This is a genomic window from Aquabacterium sp. (genome assembly GCF_014378415.1).
Lineage (GTDB): Bacteria > Pseudomonadota > Gammaproteobacteria > Burkholderiales > Burkholderiaceae_C > Aquabacterium.
Map to the genome: position 1 here is coordinate 1 of NZ_JACMNS010000103.1, position 21,816 is coordinate 21,816.

The 21,816-nt window shown below is 64.2% G+C and carries 21 protein-coding genes; 8 read left to right on the forward strand and 13 right to left on the reverse strand.

What is annotated here, in order from left to right; translation table 11 throughout:
* The 3 genes from H7225_RS09150 to H7225_RS09160 form a co-directional block, all read right to left on the reverse strand.
* Positions 1-240 (reverse strand): hypothetical protein (locus H7225_RS09150; RefSeq protein WP_290661052.1); only part of this gene is annotated, 240 nt, incomplete at its 3' end.
* Positions 241-344: 104 nt separating this feature from the next.
* Positions 345-731 carry a YchJ family metal-binding protein gene (locus H7225_RS09155; RefSeq protein WP_290661054.1) on the reverse strand — a complete coding sequence of 129 codons (387 nt, stop codon included), beginning with the start codon at positions 729-731 and terminating at the stop codon, positions 345-347.
* Between the two features lie 7 nt (positions 732-738).
* Positions 739-1,749, reverse strand: a complete 1,011-nt coding sequence (locus H7225_RS09160) for a hypothetical protein (RefSeq protein WP_290661056.1) — start codon at positions 1,747-1,749, stop codon at positions 739-741.
* Positions 1,750-1,979: 230 nt separating this feature from the next.
* Between H7225_RS09160 and H7225_RS09165 the strand changes: the two genes are divergently transcribed.
* Positions 1,980-2,489, forward strand: a complete 510-nt coding sequence (locus H7225_RS09165; protein ID WP_290661058.1) for an RNA-binding protein — start codon at positions 1,980-1,982, stop codon at positions 2,487-2,489.
* 95 nt (positions 2,490-2,584) lie between these two features.
* Here the strand turns inward: H7225_RS09165 and lptC are convergent, their stop codons facing one another.
* The 3 genes from lptC to H7225_RS09180 are packed head-to-tail and all read right to left on the reverse strand — an operon-like array spanning position 2,585 to position 4,765.
* Entirely contained in the window at positions 2,585-3,220 is a 636-nt protein-coding gene (gene lptC / locus H7225_RS09170) for an LPS export ABC transporter periplasmic protein LptC (RefSeq protein WP_290661059.1), read from the reverse strand.
* A complete protein-coding gene (locus H7225_RS09175) occupies positions 3,217-3,804 on the reverse strand; it encodes an HAD hydrolase family protein (RefSeq protein ID WP_290661061.1) in 588 nt (195 codons plus the stop codon). The genes lptC and H7225_RS09175 overlap by 4 nt, the downstream gene beginning before the upstream one ends.
* Before the next feature lies 1 nt (position 3,805).
* Positions 3,806-4,765, reverse strand: a complete 960-nt coding sequence (locus H7225_RS09180; protein WP_290661088.1) for a KpsF/GutQ family sugar-phosphate isomerase — start codon at positions 4,763-4,765, stop codon at positions 3,806-3,808.
* Positions 4,766-4,863: 98 nt separating this feature from the next.
* Between H7225_RS09180 and H7225_RS09185 the strand changes: the two genes are divergently transcribed.
* The gene (locus H7225_RS09185; RefSeq protein WP_290661063.1) at positions 4,864-6,882 is read left to right on the forward strand and encodes a monovalent cation:proton antiporter family protein; all 2,019 of its coding nucleotides are present in this window, start codon (positions 4,864-4,866) and stop codon (positions 6,880-6,882) included.
* A gap of 79 nt (positions 6,883-6,961) precedes the next feature.
* On the forward strand, positions 6,962-11,002 hold the full coding sequence (locus H7225_RS09190; protein ID WP_290661065.1) for a response regulator: 4,041 nt from the start codon (positions 6,962-6,964) through the stop codon (positions 11,000-11,002).
* 20 nt (positions 11,003-11,022) lie between these two features.
* Here the strand turns inward: H7225_RS09190 and H7225_RS09195 are convergent, their stop codons facing one another.
* From H7225_RS09195 to mnmE, 3 genes are all read right to left on the reverse strand, one after another.
* Positions 11,023-12,081: a two-component system response regulator gene (locus H7225_RS09195; protein ID WP_290661067.1), complete on the reverse strand. Its 1,059-nt coding sequence runs from the start codon at positions 12,079-12,081 to the stop codon at positions 11,023-11,025.
* Between the two features lie 34 nt (positions 12,082-12,115).
* Positions 12,116-12,583 (reverse strand): cyclic nucleotide-binding domain-containing protein, encoded by a 468-nt coding sequence (locus H7225_RS09200; RefSeq protein WP_290661069.1) that lies wholly within the window; start codon positions 12,581-12,583, stop codon positions 12,116-12,118.
* Positions 12,584-12,691: 108 nt separating this feature from the next.
* A complete protein-coding gene (gene mnmE / locus H7225_RS09205; protein ID WP_290661090.1) occupies positions 12,692-14,113 on the reverse strand; it encodes a tRNA uridine-5-carboxymethylaminomethyl(34) synthesis GTPase MnmE in 1,422 nt (473 codons plus the stop codon).
* Between the two features lie 134 nt (positions 14,114-14,247).
* Between mnmE and H7225_RS09210 the strand changes: the two genes are divergently transcribed.
* Together H7225_RS09210 and H7225_RS09215 are read left to right on the forward strand one after the other, a co-directional pair.
* Entirely contained in the window at positions 14,248-15,228 is a 981-nt protein-coding gene (locus H7225_RS09210; RefSeq protein WP_290661071.1) for a sterol desaturase family protein, read from the forward strand.
* Positions 15,229-15,363: 135 nt separating this feature from the next.
* The gene (locus tag H7225_RS09215; protein WP_290661073.1) at positions 15,364-15,492 is read left to right on the forward strand and encodes a hypothetical protein; all 129 of its coding nucleotides are present in this window, start codon (positions 15,364-15,366) and stop codon (positions 15,490-15,492) included.
* A 106-nt stretch (positions 15,493-15,598) separates the two neighbouring features.
* On the opposite strand, the gene yidC is transcribed toward H7225_RS09215, so the two are convergent.
* The 4 genes from yidC to rpmH all read right to left on the reverse strand — a co-directional run bounded on the left by yidC (position 15,599) and on the right by rpmH (position 18,321).
* The gene (yidC, locus tag H7225_RS09220; protein ID WP_290661075.1) at positions 15,599-17,293 is read right to left on the reverse strand and encodes a membrane protein insertase YidC; all 1,695 of its coding nucleotides are present in this window, start codon (positions 17,291-17,293) and stop codon (positions 15,599-15,601) included.
* Positions 17,290-17,601: a membrane protein insertion efficiency factor YidD gene (gene yidD, locus H7225_RS09225; RefSeq protein WP_290661077.1), complete on the reverse strand. Its 312-nt coding sequence runs from the start codon at positions 17,599-17,601 to the stop codon at positions 17,290-17,292. Before yidD ends, yidC begins: the two co-directional genes overlap by 4 nt.
* Positions 17,598-18,101, reverse strand: coding sequence for a ribonuclease P protein component (locus tag H7225_RS09230; protein ID WP_290661079.1), 504 nt, complete (start codon positions 18,099-18,101; stop codon positions 17,598-17,600). The genes yidD and H7225_RS09230 overlap by 4 nt, the downstream gene beginning before the upstream one ends.
* Positions 18,102-18,186: 85 nt before the next feature.
* Positions 18,187-18,321 carry a 50S ribosomal protein L34 gene (rpmH, locus tag H7225_RS09235; RefSeq protein WP_290661081.1) on the reverse strand — a complete coding sequence of 45 codons (135 nt, stop codon included), beginning with the start codon at positions 18,319-18,321 and terminating at the stop codon, positions 18,187-18,189.
* A gap of 261 nt (positions 18,322-18,582) precedes the next feature.
* On the opposite strand from rpmH, the gene dnaA reads away from it, so the two are divergent.
* The 3 genes from dnaA to H7225_RS09250 form a co-directional block, all read left to right on the forward strand.
* On the forward strand, positions 18,583-20,115 hold the full coding sequence (gene dnaA, locus H7225_RS09240; RefSeq protein WP_290661083.1) for a chromosomal replication initiator protein DnaA: 1,533 nt from the start codon (positions 18,583-18,585) through the stop codon (positions 20,113-20,115).
* 245 nt (positions 20,116-20,360) lie between these two features.
* Positions 20,361-21,485 carry a DNA polymerase III subunit beta gene (gene dnaN, locus H7225_RS09245; protein WP_290661084.1) on the forward strand — a complete coding sequence of 375 codons (1,125 nt, stop codon included), beginning with the start codon at positions 20,361-20,363 and terminating at the stop codon, positions 21,483-21,485.
* Positions 21,486-21,505: 20 nt separating this feature from the next.
* The coding region (locus tag H7225_RS09250; RefSeq protein WP_290661086.1) for a hypothetical protein at positions 21,506-21,816 on the forward strand (311 nt) is incomplete at its 3' end.

Genomic DNA, 21,816 nt, shown 5'->3' on the forward strand with positions numbered 1-21,816 from the left:
CTCGTAGACCCAGGCGCCGAAAGGCAAGGCCACGCCAATCACGACGCCCATGGGGATGGACTCGACGATGGCGCGCCACACATTGATGCGGATGGTGGTCCAGAACGCCTTCCAGTCATACGCCTGCGGCCCACGGGCCCGGGCGATCAGCACGCCTTCCAGGGCGGTGAGGAGCACGGCCGATCCGCCGAGGATCACCATCATGGTCTTGACTGGGTCGAGGTCGAGTGAGGGCAACATGTGATGCGCTTCGTCTAATGCGTTGACTACAACCAGCGACCATACGGACTTGCCTGCAACTTGTCTTCCGGGGAAGCCCTTTCAGTCCGGCATTAACCCCGCATTCAAGGGGCATCCACGTAGTACCACCGCCCAGCTTCGCGGACAAACGCGCTGACTTCGTGCAAACGATGCGCACGTCCACCGAGTTTGCTGCGCGCCACGAAGTCCACCGTGCCCTGGTCTTCACCCGTCATCACGGCCTGGCGCACCGCCAGGCCCAGCCACCTCAAGCCCGGCTCGGGCGCCTCGATCAGGGGCGGGCGGTTGGAGGGGTGCCAGGTGCTCAGCAGGTAATCGCGCAAATCTTTGACAAAGGCGCTGTAGCGCGAGCGCATCAAGGCCTCGGGCGTGGGCGCTTGCCCGGCCAAAGGGCCCTGGTGGTAACGCCCGCAGCACGCCAGGTAAGTGGCGGCCAATCCGCAAGGGCAAGGCTCGGGCGCCATCGTCATGGCAGCCTCAAGCGCCGCCAGACAGATCATCGGTCAGACCCTGGCGGTTGATGGCGGCCACCTGGCTCATTTCCAGCATGCGTTCGCGCAAGGTCACGTAGATCTCACACACCCCGCGCAGGTAGACCAAGGTGGGCAGCACCAGGCCCAAGGCGAACACCACGCCACCGCCCACCGACGCCGCTGATATATAAGGCACCGCTTCGGCGGGCACGCTGGCCACTGGCACGCCGCGCAAGCTGTGGCCGAACAGGCCGGCCATGAACAGCTCGGGCGCCACGTCCACGTCCAGCAGCCAGACCGACAACAGCGCCATGACGCGCCCCCCGGCGATCACCACAAAGCTGGCGCCCGCGCCCACCAAAGCGGTGACCAGGCTCAAGGACGCCATCAGCACCGCTGCCTGCAGCAATTGCTCGCGGATCAGGCGCCACAAAATGCGCGGGCTTTCGAGCGACGAGGCCCCGGCCCAGACCGACGGCCCGGCCAGCGGCCCGACAACGGCCGCCCCGGCCACCAGGGCCAGGCCCAGCACCACCACCGTCAGGGGCACGGCCACCACGAACAACCAGGGCCCCACTTTGGGCAGGGCGCACAGCCAGAACAAACCCAGCACCGCCCCCGCCAGCACGGTGGCGGCCAGCGCGATCACCACCAGCGACACCAGCAGGCGGTGCGCAATGCCCAAAGCATCTTCCAAAGCCTGGCTCACATCACGGCCGGGGCGGCCCATGGCCCGGTCCATCAACAACAAGCCGGCGGCGTTGCTGCCGTAAAACGCGATGAACAAAGCCGCCGCCCCCTGCCCGATGGCCCAGGGCAACTCGCCTCGCCCCATCGACGCCTGAGCGCAGGCCACCGCCAGCCCGGCCGCCGCGAAGCTGGCCAACAGCACGTACATGGCGCGGCCATCCCGGATCGCCTCAACACTGGCCAGAACCCGAACCAAGGCGCGCCACCAGTCAAACCGCTGGGCAAAGGACGACCCTTGCGGGTGATGAAAAGAGTGGGTGGGCATGGGGCAAATCATAGGGGCAAGCCCTAGGCCAAAACTGAGGACCGGGCACAACAACCGGGACAGTGGGTTGACATATGCGAACAAATAAGGGTTGCAAACGCTTGAAAATGTTGGCCAGACAATAAAGTCTCACCCATAATGTGCGAGTCTGTGTCTGGAAGCGGCACCTTCGATGGAATGGGTCCTGATGGGTTGAAGCTCCACATGGTTACTTTGAAAGGAGCTCTCTCGTGGGCAACAAACTTTACGTGGGCAATCTGGCCTACAGCGTGCGCGATCAGGATCTGCAAGATGCTTTCTCGCAATTCGGAGCAGTCAGCTCCGCCAAGGTCATGATGGACCGCGACACCGGTCGCTCCAAGGGCTTTGGTTTCGTTGAAATGGGCACCGACCCAGAAGCACAAGCTGCTGTCAACGGCATGAATGGCCAGTCCCTGGCCGGCCGCGCCATCGTTGTGAATGAGGCCCGTCCTCGTGAAGAGCGTCCCAGCGGTTTCCGCAGCCCCTACGGTGGCGGCGGTAGCGGTGGTGGCGCCGGCGGCGGCGGCGCTGGTGGTGGCGGCGGCTACGGTGGTGGCGGCGGCGGCGGTGGCCGTCGTGAAGGTGGTGGCGGCGGCTACGGCGGCGGCGGTGGCGGCGGTGGTCGTTCCGGCGGCGGTGGTGGTGGCGGCTACGGCGGTGGTGGCGGTGGCCGCTCCGGTGGCGGCGGCGGCTACGGCGGCGGCGGCGGCGGTTACTAAAAACCCCTCTTCGTGATCCTCTCGGGTCACGGAAATGCAAAAAGGCGGTGCTTCACAGCGTCGCCTTTTTTCATGCCCCAACGTTTTTTGATGCCTCAGCGGCGTGCAGGTGGCGCGTCGTACCGCCCATGGACACGGTTGCCCAGTTGGCCCACCCGGGTGCCCTCCTCGTAGCGCAGGTTGCCGCCCTGCATCTGCCCTTGGGCATGCGTGATTTTGACGGGCAACGCCGAACTCACCACGCGATCGCGCGTGTTGAAACTCAGCATTTCACCTTCAATGACCACGGGCGATTGGTCCACGCGCTGGCCCTTCACGGTCGCGCCGGAAGCCGGCGTGGCCACCACCCGCGCACTGCCGTGCAAGACCACAGTGTTCTGGCTGCCATTGGCCTGGCCTTGGCGGGCCACCCCCTGCACATGCTGGCCCTGCAGGTCGCGGGCCGACAACTGCACGGCATCGATTTCAAGGCGATCGCCGTCGACATAGTGGCGCATGGCCTGGCCGTCCAGGATGGCGATCAGGCGGCCATCCGGGTTGTAGCGCTCGATCCGGGCCTTTTGCAATTCATAGTCAGGGCTGGACGAAGCCTTGGCCGCGGGCCGGGCGCCGTCCAGCGAGGGGGCCGACTGCACCAGCCACCAGGTGAAGGCGGCCAGGCCAGACAGCAGCACCATGGGCACGGCGGAACGTGCATGGTCCAGCGCGGTGAGCCAGCGACGGGTGCTCATGGCGCGGCGCCATCCGACGTGGTGTCCAGGGTTTCGAGGTGGCCGCGCAGCAAGGCCTCGTAGCGGCCGGTGGCCCACAGCAGCAGGTCGCAGCATTCGCGCGCGGCGCCTTCGCCACCGCGCAAGGTGGTCACGTGGCGGGCCACCGCCTTCACCTCGGCGTGGGCGTTGAGGGGTGCGCAGGCAAAACCTGCGCGCACCATCAAGGGCAGGTCGGGCCAGTCGTCGCCCATCACGGCCACTTCATGCCAGTGCAGGCCCAGCAAGGCCAGCAGGGGCTCGGCCGCGGCCAGCTTGTCGTGCGCACCGAACACGGCGTGGACCAAGCCCAAGTCCTTCAAGCGGCGGCGCACGGCGAGCGAGTCGCGCCCGGTGATGACGATGGGGGTGATGCCACCCTGGGCCAGCAGCTTGAGGCCATGGCCATCCAGCGCGTTGAAGGCCTTGAGCGTTTCGCCCGCCTCGCTGATGAACAAGGTGCCATCGGTCAGCACGCCATCCACGTCGAAGATGGCGGCGCGGATGCCTCGGGCAAAGGGCCGCAGGTCGGCCGAGAAGGTCACGGTGGGGTTAAGGGCTCGCATGTCAGATCACCTTCGCTCGCATCAGGTCGTTGGTGGTGATGGCGCCGGTCAGCACGCCATCGGCATCCACCACCAGCAGGGTGTTGACGCGGTGGGTTTCCATCAGGGCCACGGCCTCGGCGGCCAGCACGTCGTCGCGGATGGTGCGCGGGCCGGCGGTCATCAGTTGCTCGGCAGTGGCGCTGCGCAGCTCCACGCCGGCTTCGATTTTGCGGCGCAGGTCGCCATCGGTGAACACGCCCAGCACCTTGCCGGCCGCATCAACCACCACGGCGGCGCCCAGGCCCTTGGCGCTCATCTCGCGCATCAGGTCGCTGAACGTGGCTTGCGACAAGACGCGTGGCAGGGCATCGCCCGAGCGCATGACATCGCGCAAATGCGTGAGCAGCTTGCGGCCCAGCGAACCACCGGGGTGCGAGCGGGCAAAGTCTTCGGCTTTGAACCCACGCGCATCCAGCAAGGTCACTGCCAGGGCATCGCCCAGGGCCATTTGCGCGGTGGTGCTGGCGGTGGGGGCCAGGTTCAGGGGGCAGGCCTCCACGGCAACAAAGCAGTCCAGCACGATGTCGGCATGGCGGGCCAGGGACGATTGCGGGCGTCCGGTCATGGCCAACAGGACCACGCCTTGTCGTTTGAGCAAAGGCAACAAGGCGGTCAGCTCTTCGCTTTCGCCCGAGTTGGAGATGGCCAGCACCACGTCGCCCGGCGTGACCATGCCCAGGTCGCCGTGGTGGGCCTCGGCCGGGTGCACGAACATGGCCGGGGTGCCGGTGGAGGCCAGGGTGGCCACGATCTTGCGTCCCACATGGCCACTCTTGCCCATGCCCATCACAACGACGCGACCCTGACAGTTCAGCACGGCCTGCACGGCACGCGCAAAGGCTTGGCCCGCCTCGCCGTTCAAACGCTCGCGCAGGCCCAACAAGGCTTGCGATTCGATCTCGAGCGCCTGCTGGGCCATCGCCACGAAGGCGGCGGCGTCAACCGCCTGGGAATGGGAGGAAGGGGACAATTGCGTCATGAATGCACCGGGTAGGATGCAAGGATTCTAGGGACAAGATGGCCACCACGCTCGACCTCACATTGCTGTACCTGTTTGCCGCCGTGCTGGGTGTGGTGCTGTGCCGGCTGATGAAACTACCCCCGATGCTGGGCTACCTGGCGGTGGGCGTGGTGATCGGGCCCAATGCCCTGGCGCTGGCCAAGGATTCGGCCGGCGTGCGCCACCTGGCCGAGTTCGGCGTGGTGTTCCTGATGTTCGTGATCGGGCTGGAGTTCAACCTGCCCAAGCTCAAGAGCATGCGCTCGCTGGTGTTCGGGCTGGGCTTCAGCCAGGTGGGCGTGACCATGCTGGCCACCCTGGCCGGCTATTTCGCGCTGGATGCGGTGCTGCCGTATTTCGACATCGAGCATGGCCTGCTGGGTTGGTCCCTGAGCTGGCAAAGCGCGGTGGCCCTGGGGGGGGCACTGGCCATGAGCAGCACCGCCATCGTGGTCAAGATGATGGCCGAGCGCCTGGAGCTGGACAGCCAGCATGGCCGCCGCGTGATGGGCATCTTGCTGTTCCAGGATTTGGCCGTGGTGCCTTTGCTGGTGCTGATCCCGGCCCTGGGCGACAGTGGCGGCGACCTGCTCAAGACCCTGGCCATTGCCGCGGCCAAGGCCGTGGTGGTGCTGACCCTGTTGCTGGTGGGCGGGCAAAAGTTGATGCACTGGTGGCTGACCCTGGTGGCGCGCCGCAAGAGCGAAGAGCTGTTCATGCTCAACCTGCTGCTGGTCACCTTGGGCCTGTCGTGGCTGACCGAGCGCGCCGGTCTGTCGATGGCGCTGGGCGCTTTCCTGGCCGGCATGCTGATCGCCGAAACCGAATACAAACACCAGGTGGAGACCGACATCCGCCCCTTCCACGACGTGCTGCTGGGCCTGTTCTTCATCACCATCGGCATGAAGCTGGATTGGCACATCGTGGTCGACAGCTGGGCCCTGGTGATCGTGCTCACCACCCTGCCGGTGCTGTTCAAGTTCGGCCTGATCACCGCGCTCGCGCGCCAGCTGTTTGGGGCCGACACTGGCGTGGCCCTGCGCACTGGCCTGTACCTGGCGCAAGCGGGTGAATTCGGCTTTGTGCTGCTGTCCCTGGCCACCGACAACCACCTGCTGCCCGAGCGCGCGCAGAGCCCGGTGCTGGCCGCGATGGTGCTGTCCATGCTGGTCACGCCCTTCATGATCCTGGGCAGCAACCGCCTGGTGATGAAGCTGTCGTCGACCGACTGGCTGCTGCAATCGCTGGCCATGACCAAGATCGCCGCCAAGACCCTCAACATTGAAAAGCACGTGGTGATCTGCGGCTATGGGCGCAGTGGGCAGAACCTGGCACGCCTGCTGGCGCAAGAAGGCATCCCCTACATGGCGCTGGACCTGGACCCGGACCGCGTGCAGCAAGCCGCCGCCGCGGGTCAGAACGTGGTCTTTGGCGACGCGACCCGCCCGCAAAGCCTGGTGGCCGCCGGTCTGGCTCGGGCCAGCGCGGTGGTCATCACCTATCCGAACACCCCCTCGGCCAAGAAGATCCTGCACCTGGTGCACGAGCATGCGCCCAAGGTGCCTGTGGTGGTGCGCACCATCGACGACAGCAGCCTGGACGAGCTGCAAAACGCCGGCGCCACCGTGATCGTGCCCGAGGCGATCGAGGGCTCGCTGATGTTGGCCTCGCAGGCCCTGGCCCTGGTGGGCGTGCCCATGCGCCGCGTGATCCGCCTGGTGCAAACCCAGCGGCAAGCGCGCTACGGCATCATGCGCGACTACTTCCACGGCGGCGACGACGACACCGTCGACGAGATCGAGCTGCAGCGCCTGCAATCGGTCACCCTGGGCGACAACGCGGCCTGCGTAGGCCACACCCTGGCCCAATCCCTGGCCGCCGAGGAGATGCGCGTGGCGGTGGTCTCAGTGCGGCGCGCGCATGGCGCGGTGGTGGCGCCCGACCATGGCCTGGTTCTGGAGCCCGGCGACACCCTGGTACTGTCAGGCCGACCGCAAAATCTGGCACGCGCCGAAAGTATGTTGCTCAAAGGCTGAAAGACCGGTCCAATGCCCTGGCGGCTTGGTCGCAATAGCGGGCACACTGGCCGGGCTAAAAACCCCGGAGAGCACGCCCATGGAGGCTTCGGCAAGACCCCTGCAGGCTCGCCCCCCCAACACCGACAAGCGGTGGTGGGTGCTGGCCCTGCTTTGGACGGCGCTGGTGGGAGGAGGGGCGTTCTGGCTGATCCAGGACGACATCGACGACCACCGAGCTGAACAGTTGCAAAGCTCGCGGCACCGCCTTGACAGCCTGAGTGATTCGCTCACATTCACCTTCCAGCAACTGCAGGCGCTGCCGCGTGCCCTGGGCCGACAGATCGCCGTGCACCAGTTCCTGCAGTACTCAGTGATTGAGAACTCGGCCACCTTGACCGAAGACGACCGCCTGGCCCTGCAGACCTCACTGTCCAAACGCAACGATGTGCGCGAGATCTCGCAGCTCATGCGCCAGACCGCCGACGATTTCCACATCCACGACATCTACCTGATTGACCGCTTTGGCACCGTGGTGGCCAATGCGCGCCTGAAAGAAAAAGCCAATGTGCTGGGCGCCAATTTCAAAACCCGGCGTTACTTCAACGACACCCTGGAAAGCGGCAGCGGCACCCAGTTCGCCGTGGGCCGCATCACCCGAATCCCCGGCTTTTACTTCGCCACCCGCGTGGACCAAAACGACGCGACCGCCGGCGTCATCGTCGTCAAGCAGAACCCCGATGCCCTGCAACGCTTGTTTGACGACCCGCAGCGCCTGCTGTTCATCACCGACGCACAGGGCGTGGTGCTGGTCGGCAACCCGGCCATTGAAACGCTCAAGCGCGTGCCCATGCAGGGGCCGCTGACCATGGAGCCCGTGCAGGCCGAACGCCTGTACATGCGCAAGCTGCAAGAGCTGCCCTGGACCACGGCCTCACTGCAAGTCAATGACCAGAACATCACCCAGGTCACCATCAAGCGACAGCCTTACCTGGCCCAGCAACAGCCCCTGGCCTATGGCGGCCTCACGGCCTGGACACTGACGCCCCTGCAGAACGAAAACACCACGGTGGCAAGCTGGTTGGCCGGCGCCGCGCTGGTGCTGGTGTCCGGCTACTGGACCATGGCCCACCTGCGCCTGCGCTCGCACCGCCTTCACGAGCTGACCCAGGCCCAGACCGCCCTGCGCAACATGGCACACGCCCTGCCCCTGGTGGTGTTCCGCTACGAGCAGCCGGCCCAGGGCCGGGGGCACTTCACCTTCATTGGCCAGGGGCTCAAGTCCGTGCTGGGGGTGGACTCGGCCACGTTGCTGGACGACCCCGAACTGCCCTGGCGCCTGGCCGGACAAGACTCCCTGCAGCCGCCCAACGCCTGCATCGAGTTCCCCATCACCCTGGCGGGCAAGAACGCCTGGGTGCGCTGCGAAGGCACGCCCACGCGCCACGACAACGGCGACATCACCTACAACGGCTACTGGCAGGACGCCACCGATCAAAAACAGGCCCAGGCCCGCTCTGAGGCCGTGTTCAACCACGCGCCACTGGGCTTCCTGTTCTTTGACGAGCAGCAGCACATCATCCGCGCCAACGCCGCCGCCATCGCGATGTTCGGCGCCAGCAGTGAGCAGGCCCTGCTGGGCTTGCAACCCTCGGCCCCGCCCCTGAGCCCGCCCATCGCCAAGGACAATCTCGCCCTGCAGCAAAGCACCAGCGCCATCCTGCAAAAGATCAGCCAGCGCGAGATCTTCCGCTTCGAGTGGCGGCACACCCGCCTCGATGGCGAGCAGTTCGACGCCGAGATGGTCGTCATCCCCTTTGAAGACCGGGGCCAGCGCCAGCTGTGCACCATCATGCAAGACATCACCCCGCGCAAGAAGGCCGAAAGCGCCATGCGCGAGGCCAAGCTGGCCGCCGAGGCCGCCATGCACGCCAAGTCGCGTTTCCTGGCCAACATGTCGCACGAGATCCGCACCCCCATGAACGCCGTGATGGGCATGACCCACCTGGCCTTGATGGAAGACCTGTCGAGCCGCGCCCGCAACTACGTCGAGAAAGCGCACCGCGCCGCGGGCAACCTGCTGCAGGTGTTGAACGACATCCTCGATGTGTCCAAGATCGAATCCGGCAAGCTCACCTTGGAGTCGGCCAACTTCCAGCTGGAGCAGGTGGTCAACAACATGGCCGATGTGCTGGGCATGAAGGCCGAAGAAAAAGGCCTGGAGCTGCTCTTCACCGCCGACCCCGACATCCCCACCTCGCTGGTGGGCGACCCGATGCGCCTGGGCCAGATCCTCATCAACCTGGGCACCAACGCCATCAAGTTCACCGAACGCGGCGACGTGCTGATCGGCGTCGAAGTGCGCCGCCTGGAGGCCGACCGCGTTGAACTGCACTTTTGGGTGCGCGACACCGGCATCGGCATGTCGACCGAGCTGCTGGGCCGCTTGTTCCAACCCTTCACCCAAGGCGACAGCTCGACCACGCGGCAATACGGCGGCACCGGCCTGGGCCTGACCATCTCGCGCCAATTGGTCGAAATGATGGGCGGCAAGATCTGGGTGGACAGCCAGGTCGGGCGCGGCTCCACCTTCCACTTCACCACGCGCTTCGGCCTGCAATCGCAAGCCCTGCCGCGCCGCGCCTTGCTGGCCAGCGAGCTGCAAGGCCGCCGTGTGTTGCTGGTGGACGACAACGCCACCGCGCGCGAGGTGCTGGGCGACATGATGCGACGCCTGGGCTTGAACGTGGAGGTGGCCAGTGGCGGCGAACAGGCCCTGCAAAGCATGCGCGAGGCGCAGCAAGCCGGCCAGTCGCACCACCTGTTACTGACCGACTGGAAGATGCCCGGCATGGACGGCATCGCCTTTGCCCGCCAGGCCCTGAGCCTGCCCCCCGAGCACCGGCCCTGCGTGCTGTTGGTCACCGCCTTTGGCCGCGATGAGGCCCTGCGCGCCGCCGAGGGCGTGGGCCTGGAGGGCGTGCTGAACAAACCCGTCACCCCCTCCACCCTGCACGACAGCATCTCGCGGGCGCTGGGCCAACACGTCGACACACCCACCACCGCTCACTACACCAGCAAAGTGCTGGAAGTGGCGCAACGCCAGCTGGCCGGCGCCCGCCTGCTGCTGGTCGAAGACCAGCCCCTCAATCAAGAATTGGCCTGCGACCTGCTGGAGCGCGCCGGCATCCAGGTGGTCACGGCACTCAACGGCCGCGAGGCCCTGGACAAGCTGGAACACGGCGGTCAGTTCGGCGGCGTGGTGATGGACTGCCAGATGCCCGTGATGGACGGCTACACCGCCACAGAGCGCATCCGCGCGCGGCCCGAGTGGCAGAACCTGCCCATCATCGCCATGACCGCCAGCGCCATGGCCTCCGACCGCGACCGCGTGCTGCAAAGCGGCATGAACGACCACATCACCAAGCCGCTCGATTTGGGCCAGATGTTCAACATCATGGCCCGCTGGATCGTGCCCGCGCATCCCGCAGCCAACCCCAAGGCCAGCAACCAGCTGCACCTTGAAAAAGCCCACGGCCTGAACCCCGAAGCTGCGCTCATCACGCTGGACACCGCCGACGGCATCGCCCGCTGCATGGGCAACCTCGACCTGTACCGCCGCCTGATCAAAGGCTTCGACAAGACCCAGCAGGACTTTGGCCCGCAGTTCTCACACGCCCTGCGCGAGCAGGACCACGAACTCGTCCTGCGGATGGCCCACACCCTCAAGGGCCTGGCCGGCAACATCGGCGCCATGGCCTTGCAGCACGCGGCCAGCGAGCTGGAAAGCGCCTGCCAGACTGGGGCCGAAGCCTCTGGCGTAGCGGCCGCCCTGGCCCAAACGCTGTCAGCCTTGACCGCAGTGCGCACCGACATCCGCGCCCTGGTCCAGCCCGCCCAGACCGACACGCAGGACGCCAGCCAGATGCTGCGCGACCCGGCCATCCGAGGCCAATGGCCCAAGCTGTCCCAGCTGATCGACGACAACGATGCCCAGGCCCAAGACCTGATCCAGGACATGGTCGACGGCTGGCCCGGCCTGACGCAACTGTCCGCCGTGCGCGAACTGTGCGAAGCGCTCAGCCGCTATGACTTCGACGCGGCAAGCACGGCCCTCAAGTCACTGCGGCAAGCAGCCTGAGGCAAGGCCCCAAGACGCGCTCACTGGTCCATCATGGCCCCACGGTCATCGGAGTAAAGCTCCATGACCTTGAGGATCTCGAACTTCTGCTGGAAAAAACACGCCAACAGCATCGGGTCGAAGTGCGTGCCTTTTTGCTCGGCCATGATGGCCAGCGACTCGGCAGCCGGCAGCGCCGCCTTGTAAGGCCGGCGCGTCATCAACGCGTCGAACACATCGGCAATGGCCACGATGCGGCCATACAGCGGGATCTGCTCGCCCTTCAACCCTTGCGGGTAGCCGGTGCCATCCCACTTCTCATGGTGGGTCAGCGCGATGGCGCGGGCCGTGGCCAGCAGCTCGTTGTCGTGGCGCCCGATGATGTCGGCGCCGATCTGCGCGTGCTGGCGCATCAACACCCACTCACCATCGGTCAAGGGACCAGGCTTGAGCAGGATGTGGTCGGGGATGCCGATTTTGCCCAGGTCGTGCATGGCCGCCGTCTGGAACACCAACTGCACCGCCTCCGGGCCCAGCCCCGCCTGCTGCGCCACCAGGCGCGCGATGTGGCTCATGCGCACCACGTGGTTGCCGGTCTCGTTGTCTTTGTACTCGGCGGCGCGGCCCAGGCGACGGATGATCTGCTGGCGCGTGGCCACCAGCTCGGCCGTGCGCTGCGCCACCATGCGCGCCAACTCGCGCGACTGGTCGTACAACGCCAGGTGCGTGCGCACCCGCGCCTGCACCAACGGCGGGCTGATCGGCTTGGAGATGTAATCGACCGCGCCCATGGCCAGCCCCAGGCTTTCGTCCTCCACCGTCGTCATCGCGGTCACGAAGATGATGGGGATGCGGCGGCGGTCCGGGTTGGCCTTGATGCGCTGGCACACCTGCAGCCCGCTCAGGTCGGGCATCATGATGTCCAGCAGGATCAAATCCGGCGGCTCGTCTGAATAGGCGATCTTCAGGGCCTTCTCGCCCGAGGTCGCCACTTTGATCCGGTACTCTTGCCCCAGTACCCGCGACAGCAACTCGATGTTCTGGGGCGAATCGTCAGCCACCAGAATCGTGGGCCGACGTAACTCTTGACTGATCAACATCCCGAACTCACTCCCTGAGTTTCACGAAAGCGCTTCAGGCAGACGGCACCTGGCGCTGTAGATTGGCCCGCATGCGCATGGCCATGACACCCCCGGCCGCGCGCATCACTTCCACCGCCACGCCCGGCACCCGGGCGATCAACTCTTCAAAACGCTGCAGGCGCAAGGCAAAAATCACACAGGCCGTCATGGCCTCGATGTTGGCCATGCGCGGCGTGTCGGCAAACATGCCCGGCTCGCCACACATCGAGCCCGGCCGCAAGATGGCGATGCGCGCCGCGCCCGGCACCCCACCGGTGACGAACACCTGCAAGGAGCCCTGCCCCAGAAAGTACACGGTGCGGTCGTGGTCACCCTGCTTGACCAGCAAATCGCCCGAGCGCAACTCGTGGCGGGTCAGGTATTGACCAAATGTGCGCCATTGCTGCGCGTCCAGACGCGGCCGAAACACGTCTTCGGTGTTCAATGTCTGGATGGCCTGAACCAGTTCAGTGACTTCCATCTTTTCCTCAAAGTTACGCTGCAGCGCACAATCTTCCAAATTTATACGATCCCGGCGGGCCCGTGGTGGCTATTTAGCCGCAGCCCGCCATGGCCCATGCCACGCATTTCACTTGCCGATGCAGAAACGGGTAAAGATTTCACCCAGCAGGTCGTCCGCTGAAAACGCCCCGGTGATCGTGCCCAAGGCGTTGTGTGCCAGGCGCAACTCTTCGGCCAGCAAATCCAGGGCGCCATCGGCCAAGGCCGCGTGCAATTGCGCAACTTCCAAGTGTTCGCGCGCCAGGCGCAAGGCCTGCACATGCCGCTGCCGGGCAATGAACACGCCCTCGGGCGCCGCCTGCCAGCCGGCCTGTTCCAGCAACAGGCGCCGCAAAGCCTCCAGCCCATCCCCCGTCTTGGCCGACAAAGCCAGCATGGGCCCCTCGGGTTCGTGCGCCAGGGCCTGCAGGTCGGCCACCGCCACGCTGTCGGCCTTGTTGAAAACGTGGATCACCGGCACGCCGCCGGGCAACTTGCCCGCGATCTGCCCATCGGCCGCCACATAGGCCGCGTCCTGGCTGCGCGTCAGATCATGCAAAAACAGCACCGCGTCGGCCTGGGCGATGGCTTCCCAACTACGCGCCATGCCAATGCGCTCGACCTCGTCACTGGCCTCGTGCTCGGCGCGCAAACCGGCGGTGTCGACCACGTGCAGCGGCACGCCTTCGATCTGGATGGTCTGGCTGACCTTGTCGCGCGTGGTGCCGGCAATGGCGGTAACGATGGCCAGCTCCGCCCCCGCCAGCGCGTTGAGCAGCGAGCTTTTGCCGGCGTTGGGCTGGCCGGCCAGCACCACCTGCAGGCCTTCGCGCAGCAAGGCGCCCTGCTTGGCCTGCTGCAACACCTGGTCCAAAGTGGCCGCCACGCGGTTCAAACGGCCACGCGCGTCGGCCTTTTCCAGGAAGTCAATTTCTTCTTCCGGAAAATCCAGGGTGGCCTCGACCAGCATGCGCAGGTTGATCAACTGGTCACGCAGCAACTCGATCTGTTTGGAAAATGCCCCCCCCAGCGAGCGCGTGGCCGAGCGGGCCGCCGCCTCGGTGCTGGCGTCGATCAGGTCGGCGATGGCCTCGGCCTGGGCCAAGTCGATCTTGTCGTTCAAAAAGGCCCGTTGGGTGAACTCGCCAGGCTCGGCCACGCGCAGACCGGGCAGGCGTTCGCGGCCCGTGGATTCCGACACTTCCCGCGAGGCCTCCAGGCAGCGCGCCAGCAGCAACTGCAGCACCACCGGGCCGCCGTGGGCCTGCAGTTCCAGCACATCTTCGCCGGTGAAGCTGTGCGGCCCCGGGAAATAAATCGCCAGGCCGTGGTCGATTGCTTCGCCAGTTGCATCGCGAATGGGCCCGTAAGTGGCCATCCGGGGCGCCAATGCCCGGCCGCACAAGGCTTGGGCCAAAGGCGCCAAACCCTGGCCCGACACCCGCACGATGCCCACGGCACCCCGGCCAAGCGCGGTGGCCACCGCCACGATCGGGCTGCTGCGATCCATCAACGACATGCTGCTGTTCACTTTCTTTCGCACGGGAAAAGACCGATTGTCCCCCCTGGGGAAGCCCCTCTGCGCATAAAACGCGACCCGTCATAAACTAGGCAGGTCTTTCATCCGCAGTACATGGGGTCATCGTGTTCAAACTCCTCGCCAGTTGGGGCTTTCTTGTCGGGTCAGTGCTGGGTGGCATCGCCGCCGTGCTGCATTTCGGGTTCGACCCCGGGCGGGTCTTTTTGTATTACCTGGGCCCCTATTACCTGGTCTGCACCCTGATGCAGTACGTTTGGCCCGAGCATCCCAACCAGTTCGAGAAGGGCGAAGTCCTGACCGACGCGCTCAACAATGGCGCCATGGTGGCGGTGGGCAGCGTCCAGAACTTCCTGACCCACGCCCTGATCGCCGCCACCGGCTCGGGCCTGCTGTTTCACTTCGGCGTGCTCGATGACAGCCTGGCCGCGCGACACCTGCCCCTGGCCGCGCAGGTGCTGATCTCCTTCCTGACGTTTGACTTCATGTTCTACGTCACGCACCGCCTGGCGCACGAGGTCGACTTCTTCTGGCGCATGCACAGCGTGCACCATTGCGCGCACCGGCTTAGCGTGCTCAACGCCAGCCGTGCCCACCCGATCGATCTCATCTGGCGCCGCATCCTGCCCGCCTTCGTGGTGTTCCAGACCGGCGTCACCCAGGAGGCTTTCATCATGAGCGGCGTAATCGGCAGCGTGTTGGCCACCATCACCCACATGAACGTGAACTTCAAGTTCGGCCTCCTCAACTACGTCATCGGCACGAACGAAGTGCACCGCTGGCACCACTCCAACAACATCGACGAGGCCAAGAACTTCAGCATCTTCATGCTGTGGGACCACCTCTTCGGCACCTTCGTGCTGCCCAAGGGCAAATCACGGCCCGCGCACATGGGCCTGTTCAACGAGAACTTCTACCCCCGCCACCACTTCTGGGGCCAGTTGTTGGTGCCCCTGAACTGGAAGCGCATGAAGGCCCAACAGCTGGCGGCCGAAGCGCCGGGCGCGCCGGCGCACGCCAGTCCCCGCCCAGCCCCCGCACCGGCGGCCGCCCCAAACACCCCCAGCGGCGACAGCGTGATCGCCTGATCCACGGCAGCGCAGGCAAGCCGCGCCACAGCTCGGCCATGGTCCGATCTCGGCGCATGGGGCGTCATGCCCGTGTCATGCTCAAACATGACCATGCTGGTTCACGCCAATGGGCGACAAACCTGGAGCTTGGTCATGATCCACATCCTCAACGACTGGCTGATGTTCAACAGCCTCTCGCTGTCCGAACCACCACTGTGGCCACTGGCCTTGGCCGCCATCTGCGCTTCAGCCATGATCCTCAGCCGCCGCACTGGCGACTGACTCATCACTGACTGAAAAACCAGCCCATGAAAAAGCCGCCATGGTCTTGCGACCAGGCGGCTTTTTTCATCCAGCTCGGGGCTCTTCAGCCCCTGGCCGGCTTAACTCACCTGGCCGCCGTGGCCGCCTCGATCTTGCGGTTGATCGTCCATTGCTGGGCGATCGACAAGATGTTGTTGGTCAGCCAGTACAACACCAGGCCTGATGGGAAGAAGAAGAACATCACCGAGAACAGCATCGGCATGATCCACATCATCTTGGCCTGGATCGGATCCGGTGGCGTCGGGTTCAGCCAGGTCTGCAACAGGGTCGAGGCCGTCATCAGCGCGGGCAGCACAAAGTACGGGTCCTTCACCGACAGGTCATGGATCCAGCCAATCCACGGCGCGTTGCGCATCTCCACGCTGGACAGCAGCACCGAGTACAGCGAGATGAACACCGGGATCTGGATCACGATGGGCAGGCAGCCGCCAATCGGGTTGACCTTCTCTTCGCGGTAGATCTTCAGCATCTCTTGCTGCATCTGCTGCGGGTTGTCCTTCAGGCTTTCGCGCATGACCTGGATGCGCGGGTTCAGCGCCTTCATCTTGGCCATCGATTGGTAAGCCTTGGCGTTCAACCAGTAGAAGGCCGCCTTGAGCAACACCACCAGGGCCACGATCGCCCAGCCCCAGTTGCCGATCAACTTGTGCAACTGGTCCAGCAGCCAGAACAAGGGCTCGGCCAGCACGCGCTGCCAGCCATAGTCCTTCACCAGCTCCAGGCCCGGGGCCAGGGCCGACAGCTTGTTTTCTTCCTGTGGGCCCACAAACAAAATCGCCTCAAAGGACTTGCTCTGGCCAGCGGCCAGGTCGCCCAGCGGGAACAACATGCCGGTGCGGTACAGGTTGGGGCCGGTCTTTTCGACGAAGAATGTGCGGGGCGCGGCTTCGTTGTGCAACCAGGCCGAGGCAAAGTAATGCTGCACCATGGCCACCCAGCCATGGGTGTCGTTCTTCTCGAACTCGGCGGTGTTCTCATTAAGGTGAGTGAAGTCCACCTTCTGGTACTTGGCCTTGGCCGAGTAAATGGCCGGGCCGGTGTAGGCCATCGGGCCCATCAGGAAGCTGGGGCCGGCTTGAACCGGCTGCGTGCCATCGCGCGTCAGCTGCAGGTACAGCTGTGGGTGCACCGTCGCGGCAGAACCGTTCACCACCTCCTGCTTGACGCCGATGGCGTAATCGCCGCGCTTGATGGTGTACGTCTTGAGCAGCGTCACCCCATCGACCGGGGCCGATTCCAGCTTGACCACCAGTGTGTCCGCCCCATTGGCCAGCGCGCGCTCGGGCGTCACGATCGTCATCGGCGTCAGGTGGTTGGGCAGGCGCTCGGCGCTGCCGGCACCGATCAAACCGGTTTGCGCCACATAGGTGTGGTTCGCGGTCTGGTTGAGCACGACCATGTTCTTGCTCGCGTCGTCATGGTCCAGGTGCTTGAGCAGCTCAACCTTGACCACATCGCCGCCCTGCGTGTTCAAGGTGATCTTGGCCACGTCGGTGGTGAAGGTCACCAGTTCATGCGCGGCAGGTGCCGAAGCGGCGGCGGCCGCAGCAGGGGCGGTGGCAGCGCCCCCTGTGGCGGCCGCGGTGGGCAGGCTGGCCGCGCCACTGCCCGCGCCCTGAGGCTCGGCAGCAGCTGTCGCTTGAGGCGCCGGCGGCGCGAACAGGGATGGTTGACCGGTGTGGCGCAACCAGCCATCCCACATCATCAACAGTGAGACGGCAAACACCGACCACAACAGGGTGCGACGCAAATCATTCATGGGTGAGCTTGGTCTGACGGAATGTTGGAGGAAGAGGAAGAAGCGAAAGAAAACAGCCCAACGCGCTGGTCGGGCACGGGGTCATGGCCGCCGGGACACCCCGGGTGGCAGCGCACAAGGCGCCGCGCTGCCAGGTAAGTGCCCGCCGCCGGGCCATGGCGCTCAAGCGCCTGCAAGGCGTACAGGGAACAGGTGGGGGTGAAACGACAGGCCGAGCCCAACCAGGGGCTCAGGAAAAACCGATAGCCCTTGACCAGGGCCAGGAGCACCGCGAGTATCCCAGACCTGAGCCACCGAATCGGGGTCATGGCCTGGATTTGGCGCACAGCGCCGTCCAAAGGGTGTCCAGCTCCAGGCGCACCACGAGGTTAAGCGCCTCGGAGGCGGCGCTGGGAAATTGCTGGCGGTCAAAAGGCGCACGCAAGCGCAGCACCCAGGCATCTGCCGGTTGCTGTTGGGCCCAACTGGTGACGGCCACGCCAGGGGCATGGCGAACAAGGGCTGCCCGGGCCTGGTGGCGCAGCAAAGACCGCGTCACCGAACGGCGTGCCAGTTTTTTGGGCAGCACCAAGCCGAGTCGCCAGCCTGGCAACTCGGTCAATCCGGATGACTCATCCACACACACAGCATCCGCCAGGGCCAGGGCTGTTGACAACTCTGGCTCAAAGGAGGTGGAAGGTGCGGTGGCGACAGCCAACTTTGCCTCGGTGTGCGGCAAATGGTGCAGCACAAAATGAGTTGTGCGAGCCACCGGGCGGGTGCCCAGAGCCTTTTGGAACTCGGCCGCTTTCAGGCTGGCGCTGCGCACGGCGGTCTAAGCGACAAGCCATCGGGCCTGCATGCAAGCATGCTGCCCAAGTGTCGGATCAGTTGCCTGGATCAGACCAGCAAACTCAGACGGCCAAACGAGCGCGGCCCTTGGCGCGGCGTGAGTTGATGACCTTGCGGCCACCCTTGGTCTTCATGCGGACCAGGAAACCGTGGGTGCGGGCGCGGCGGGTCTTGGACGGTTGGTAAGTGCGTTTCATGATCAGTCCTTCTTCTGCAATTGCTTATTGCTTGTTTTACAAGTTTTCTCACTCAGGCGATGCAATTGCCGCCCAAGGATCCAGCCTTGTGGCCGGTCGAACCCGCGATTACACCAAAACTTCGGGGATTGGTCAACGCCCTGAGCCAATCGCCGTGGCCACCCCCTTGGACAACCCTGGGTAAAAATCTGTGGATAACCTGTGTTGAAAGGCCCTTGTCGCCCTTAGAATTGTTGGCCCACTTTAGGACTTGTCCACAACATGAGTGCGTTTGATACCAGCGCTGCCAGTCACCCTTCCGCCGACCTGGCCAGCCTGTGGCAACGCAGTTGCGAGCGCCTGGCGACCGAACTGCCCGAACAGCAGTTCAACACCTGGATCCGCCCACTGCCGCCCGCCGAAATCAGCTTGCAAGACGGCCACACCGTGGTCAGCGTGCGCGTGGCCAACCGGTTCATGCTGGACTGGATCCGCACGCAGTACAGCGTGCGCCTGGAAACCATCTTGGTCGAGTTGACCGGCGGCCCCGTCAAGATCGACCTGGCCCTGGCCGTGCGCGCCGCCGCACCTCGCCCTGCCATGGGCCTGCCCGGCATGGGCAACCCCAACGGTTTGAGCCTGCCCGCCAACGCCAACCCAAGCGGCTACCAGGCTTACAACCAACCCTCGGCCAACATCCCGCAGGGCCTGCCCAGCTACAGCCCCGGCCAAAGTTATCAACAGCCTCAGCGCGCCCACGAACACCAGCAAATCGGCCACCGCGCTCACCCGCAGGTCATGGGGCTGAATCCCGCGCTCACCTTCGACACCCTGGTGCCCGGGCGCGCCAACCAGATGGCCCGCACCGCCGCTCTGCACGTGGCCGGCGCGCCCGGCCACATGTACAACCCGCTGTTCATCTATGGCGGCGTCGGCCTGGGCAAGACCCACCTGATGAACGCCGTCGGCAACGCCCTGCTGGCCGACAAGCCCAGTGCGCGCATCCTGTACCTGCACGCCGAGCAGTTCATCTCCGACGTGGTCAAAAACTACCAGCGCAAAACGTTTGACGAGCTGAAAGCCAAGTACCACAGCCTGGATCTGTTGCTGATCGACGATGTGCAGTTCTTCGCCGGCAAAGACCGCACGCAAGAAGAGTTCTTCAACGCTTTCGAAGCCCTGCTGGCCAAGAAGGCGCACATCATCATGACCAGCGACACTTACCCCAAGGGCCTGGTCAACATCGATGAGCGCCTGACCTCGCGCTTCGACGCCGGCCTGACCGTGGCCATCGAGCCGCCCGAGCTGGAAATGCGCGTGGCCATCCTGATCAAAAAGGCCGAGGTCGAGGCCATCACCATGCCGGAAGACGTGGCTTTTTTCATCGCCAAGAACGTACGCGCCAATGTGCGCGAGCTGGAGGGGGCGCTGCGCAAGGTGTTGGCTTTTTCCAAGTTCAACCACAAAGAGATCACGATCGCCCTGGCGCGTGAGGCCCTCAAAGACTTGCTGTCCATCCAGAACCGCCAGATCAGCGTCGAGAACATCCAGAAAACGGTGGCCGATTTTTACAAGATCAAGGTGGCCGACATGTACAGCAAGAAGCGCCCGGCCAGCATCGCCCGCCCGCGCCAGATCGCCATGTACCTGGCCAAGGAACTGACGCAAAAAAGCCTGCCCGAAATCGGTGAACTTTTTGGTGGTCGAGACCACACCACGGTGCTGCACGCGGTGCGCAAGATCGGTGGCGAGCGTGGCAAAGACTCCGAGTTGAACCAGCAATTGCACGTGCTTGAACAGACTCTCAAAGGCTGACTCAAAACCGATGCCGAAGCAGTGGAGAATGTCAAGCCAACAAGGTTGTGGATAAATAAAGGACAAACACCCACTTATCCACAGGCCCGGGGCTTTTTTCAAAGTTGTTGTCTGTTAACCCAAAACCTTACCGGGTGCCATCCACAGGCTTGTCATTGGTCTAAACCATTGATGGAACAAGACAAAATAGCGTTATGCACAAAAAATGTGGCCCTCTACTACGACGACCAATTTGAAAGACTGAAATGATTGTGTTGAAAGCAGCTCAAGAAAAAGTTCTCTCAGCCCTGCAGGTGGTTGCCGGTATCGTCGAACGTCGCCATACTCTGCCCATCTTGGCAAATGTGCTGATCCGCAAAACTGGCGGCTCAGTCGAATTCACCACCAGCGACCTCGAAATCCAAGTCCGCACTGCGGCCCAGCTTGACGGCGACGATGGCAACTACGCCTTCACCGTCGGGGCCAAAAAACTGATCGACATCCTCAAAAGCCTGCCCAGCGATCAACTCGTTTCACTCACCGCCAACCAAGCCAAGCTGACGCTGCAAGCCGGCAAAAGCCGCTTCACCTTGCAGACCTTGCCCGCTGAAGATTTCCCCCTCGTGCAAGAGGCGGTCGATTTCGGGCCCGCTTTCAGCGTGCCGCAAAAGACGCTCAAAAGCCTGATCGGCCAGGTGCACTTCTCGATGGCGGTGCACGACATCCGCTACTACCTCAACGGCATCCTGTTCGTGGCCGAAGGCAAGACACTGACCCTGGTGGCCACCGACGGACACCGATTGGCCTTGGCGCAAGCCACGCTCGAAGTCGAGATGCCCAAGCAGGAAGTCATCCTGCCGCGCAAAACGGTGCTGGAGTTGCAACGTTTGCTGAAAGACGACCCCAAGGGCGCCGAAGAAGAGCAACAGATCGAGATGCGCTTTGCCGGCAACCAGGCCAAGTTCAACTTCGGCGGTCTTGAGTTCGTGACCAAGCTGGTCGAGGGCAAATTCCCCGACTACCACCGCGTCATCCCCAAGAACCACAAGAACCACATCACCCTGGGGCGCGCCACCTTGCTGTCCAGCCTGCAGCGCGCGGCGATCCTGACCAGCGAGAAGTTCAAGGGCGTGCGCTTGAATGTGTCGCCCGGGGCCCTGGGGATTGCATCGAGCAATGCCGAACAGGAAGAGGCCAAGGAAGAGCTTGAGATCGACTACGGTGGCGATTCTTTTGAGATCGGCTTCAACGTGGGCTACCTGATGGACGTGCTGGCCAACATGAGCCAGGACATGGTGACCGTGTCACTGCAGGACAGCAACAGCTCGGCGCTGATCACCAATCCGGAGATCGAGGGCTTCAAGTACGTTGTGATGCCGATGCGGATCTGAAACATTCAAGGGAGAAGTGCATGTTGAAAACCTCAATCACCTGGTCCGCAGCATTGTTGGCGTGTGCCTTGTCGGTCTCGGCCCAGGCCGACATCCTGGCGAGCGCATCGACCTCGGTCACCGGCTTCACCTACAAGCTGGTGGACCTGGACTTGAGCGACGGCGTCACCCCCTGGATCCAGTTCACCAACAATTACTTGGTGATCGGGGTCAATGACAACACCAATGTCAATTTCCAGACCCCCGCAACCGATCCCTTCACAGCACCTTCTCTGACGATCACCGGCAACGGGCTCTCGACATCCAGTTCGGCGGGCGCCTTCAGCACCAG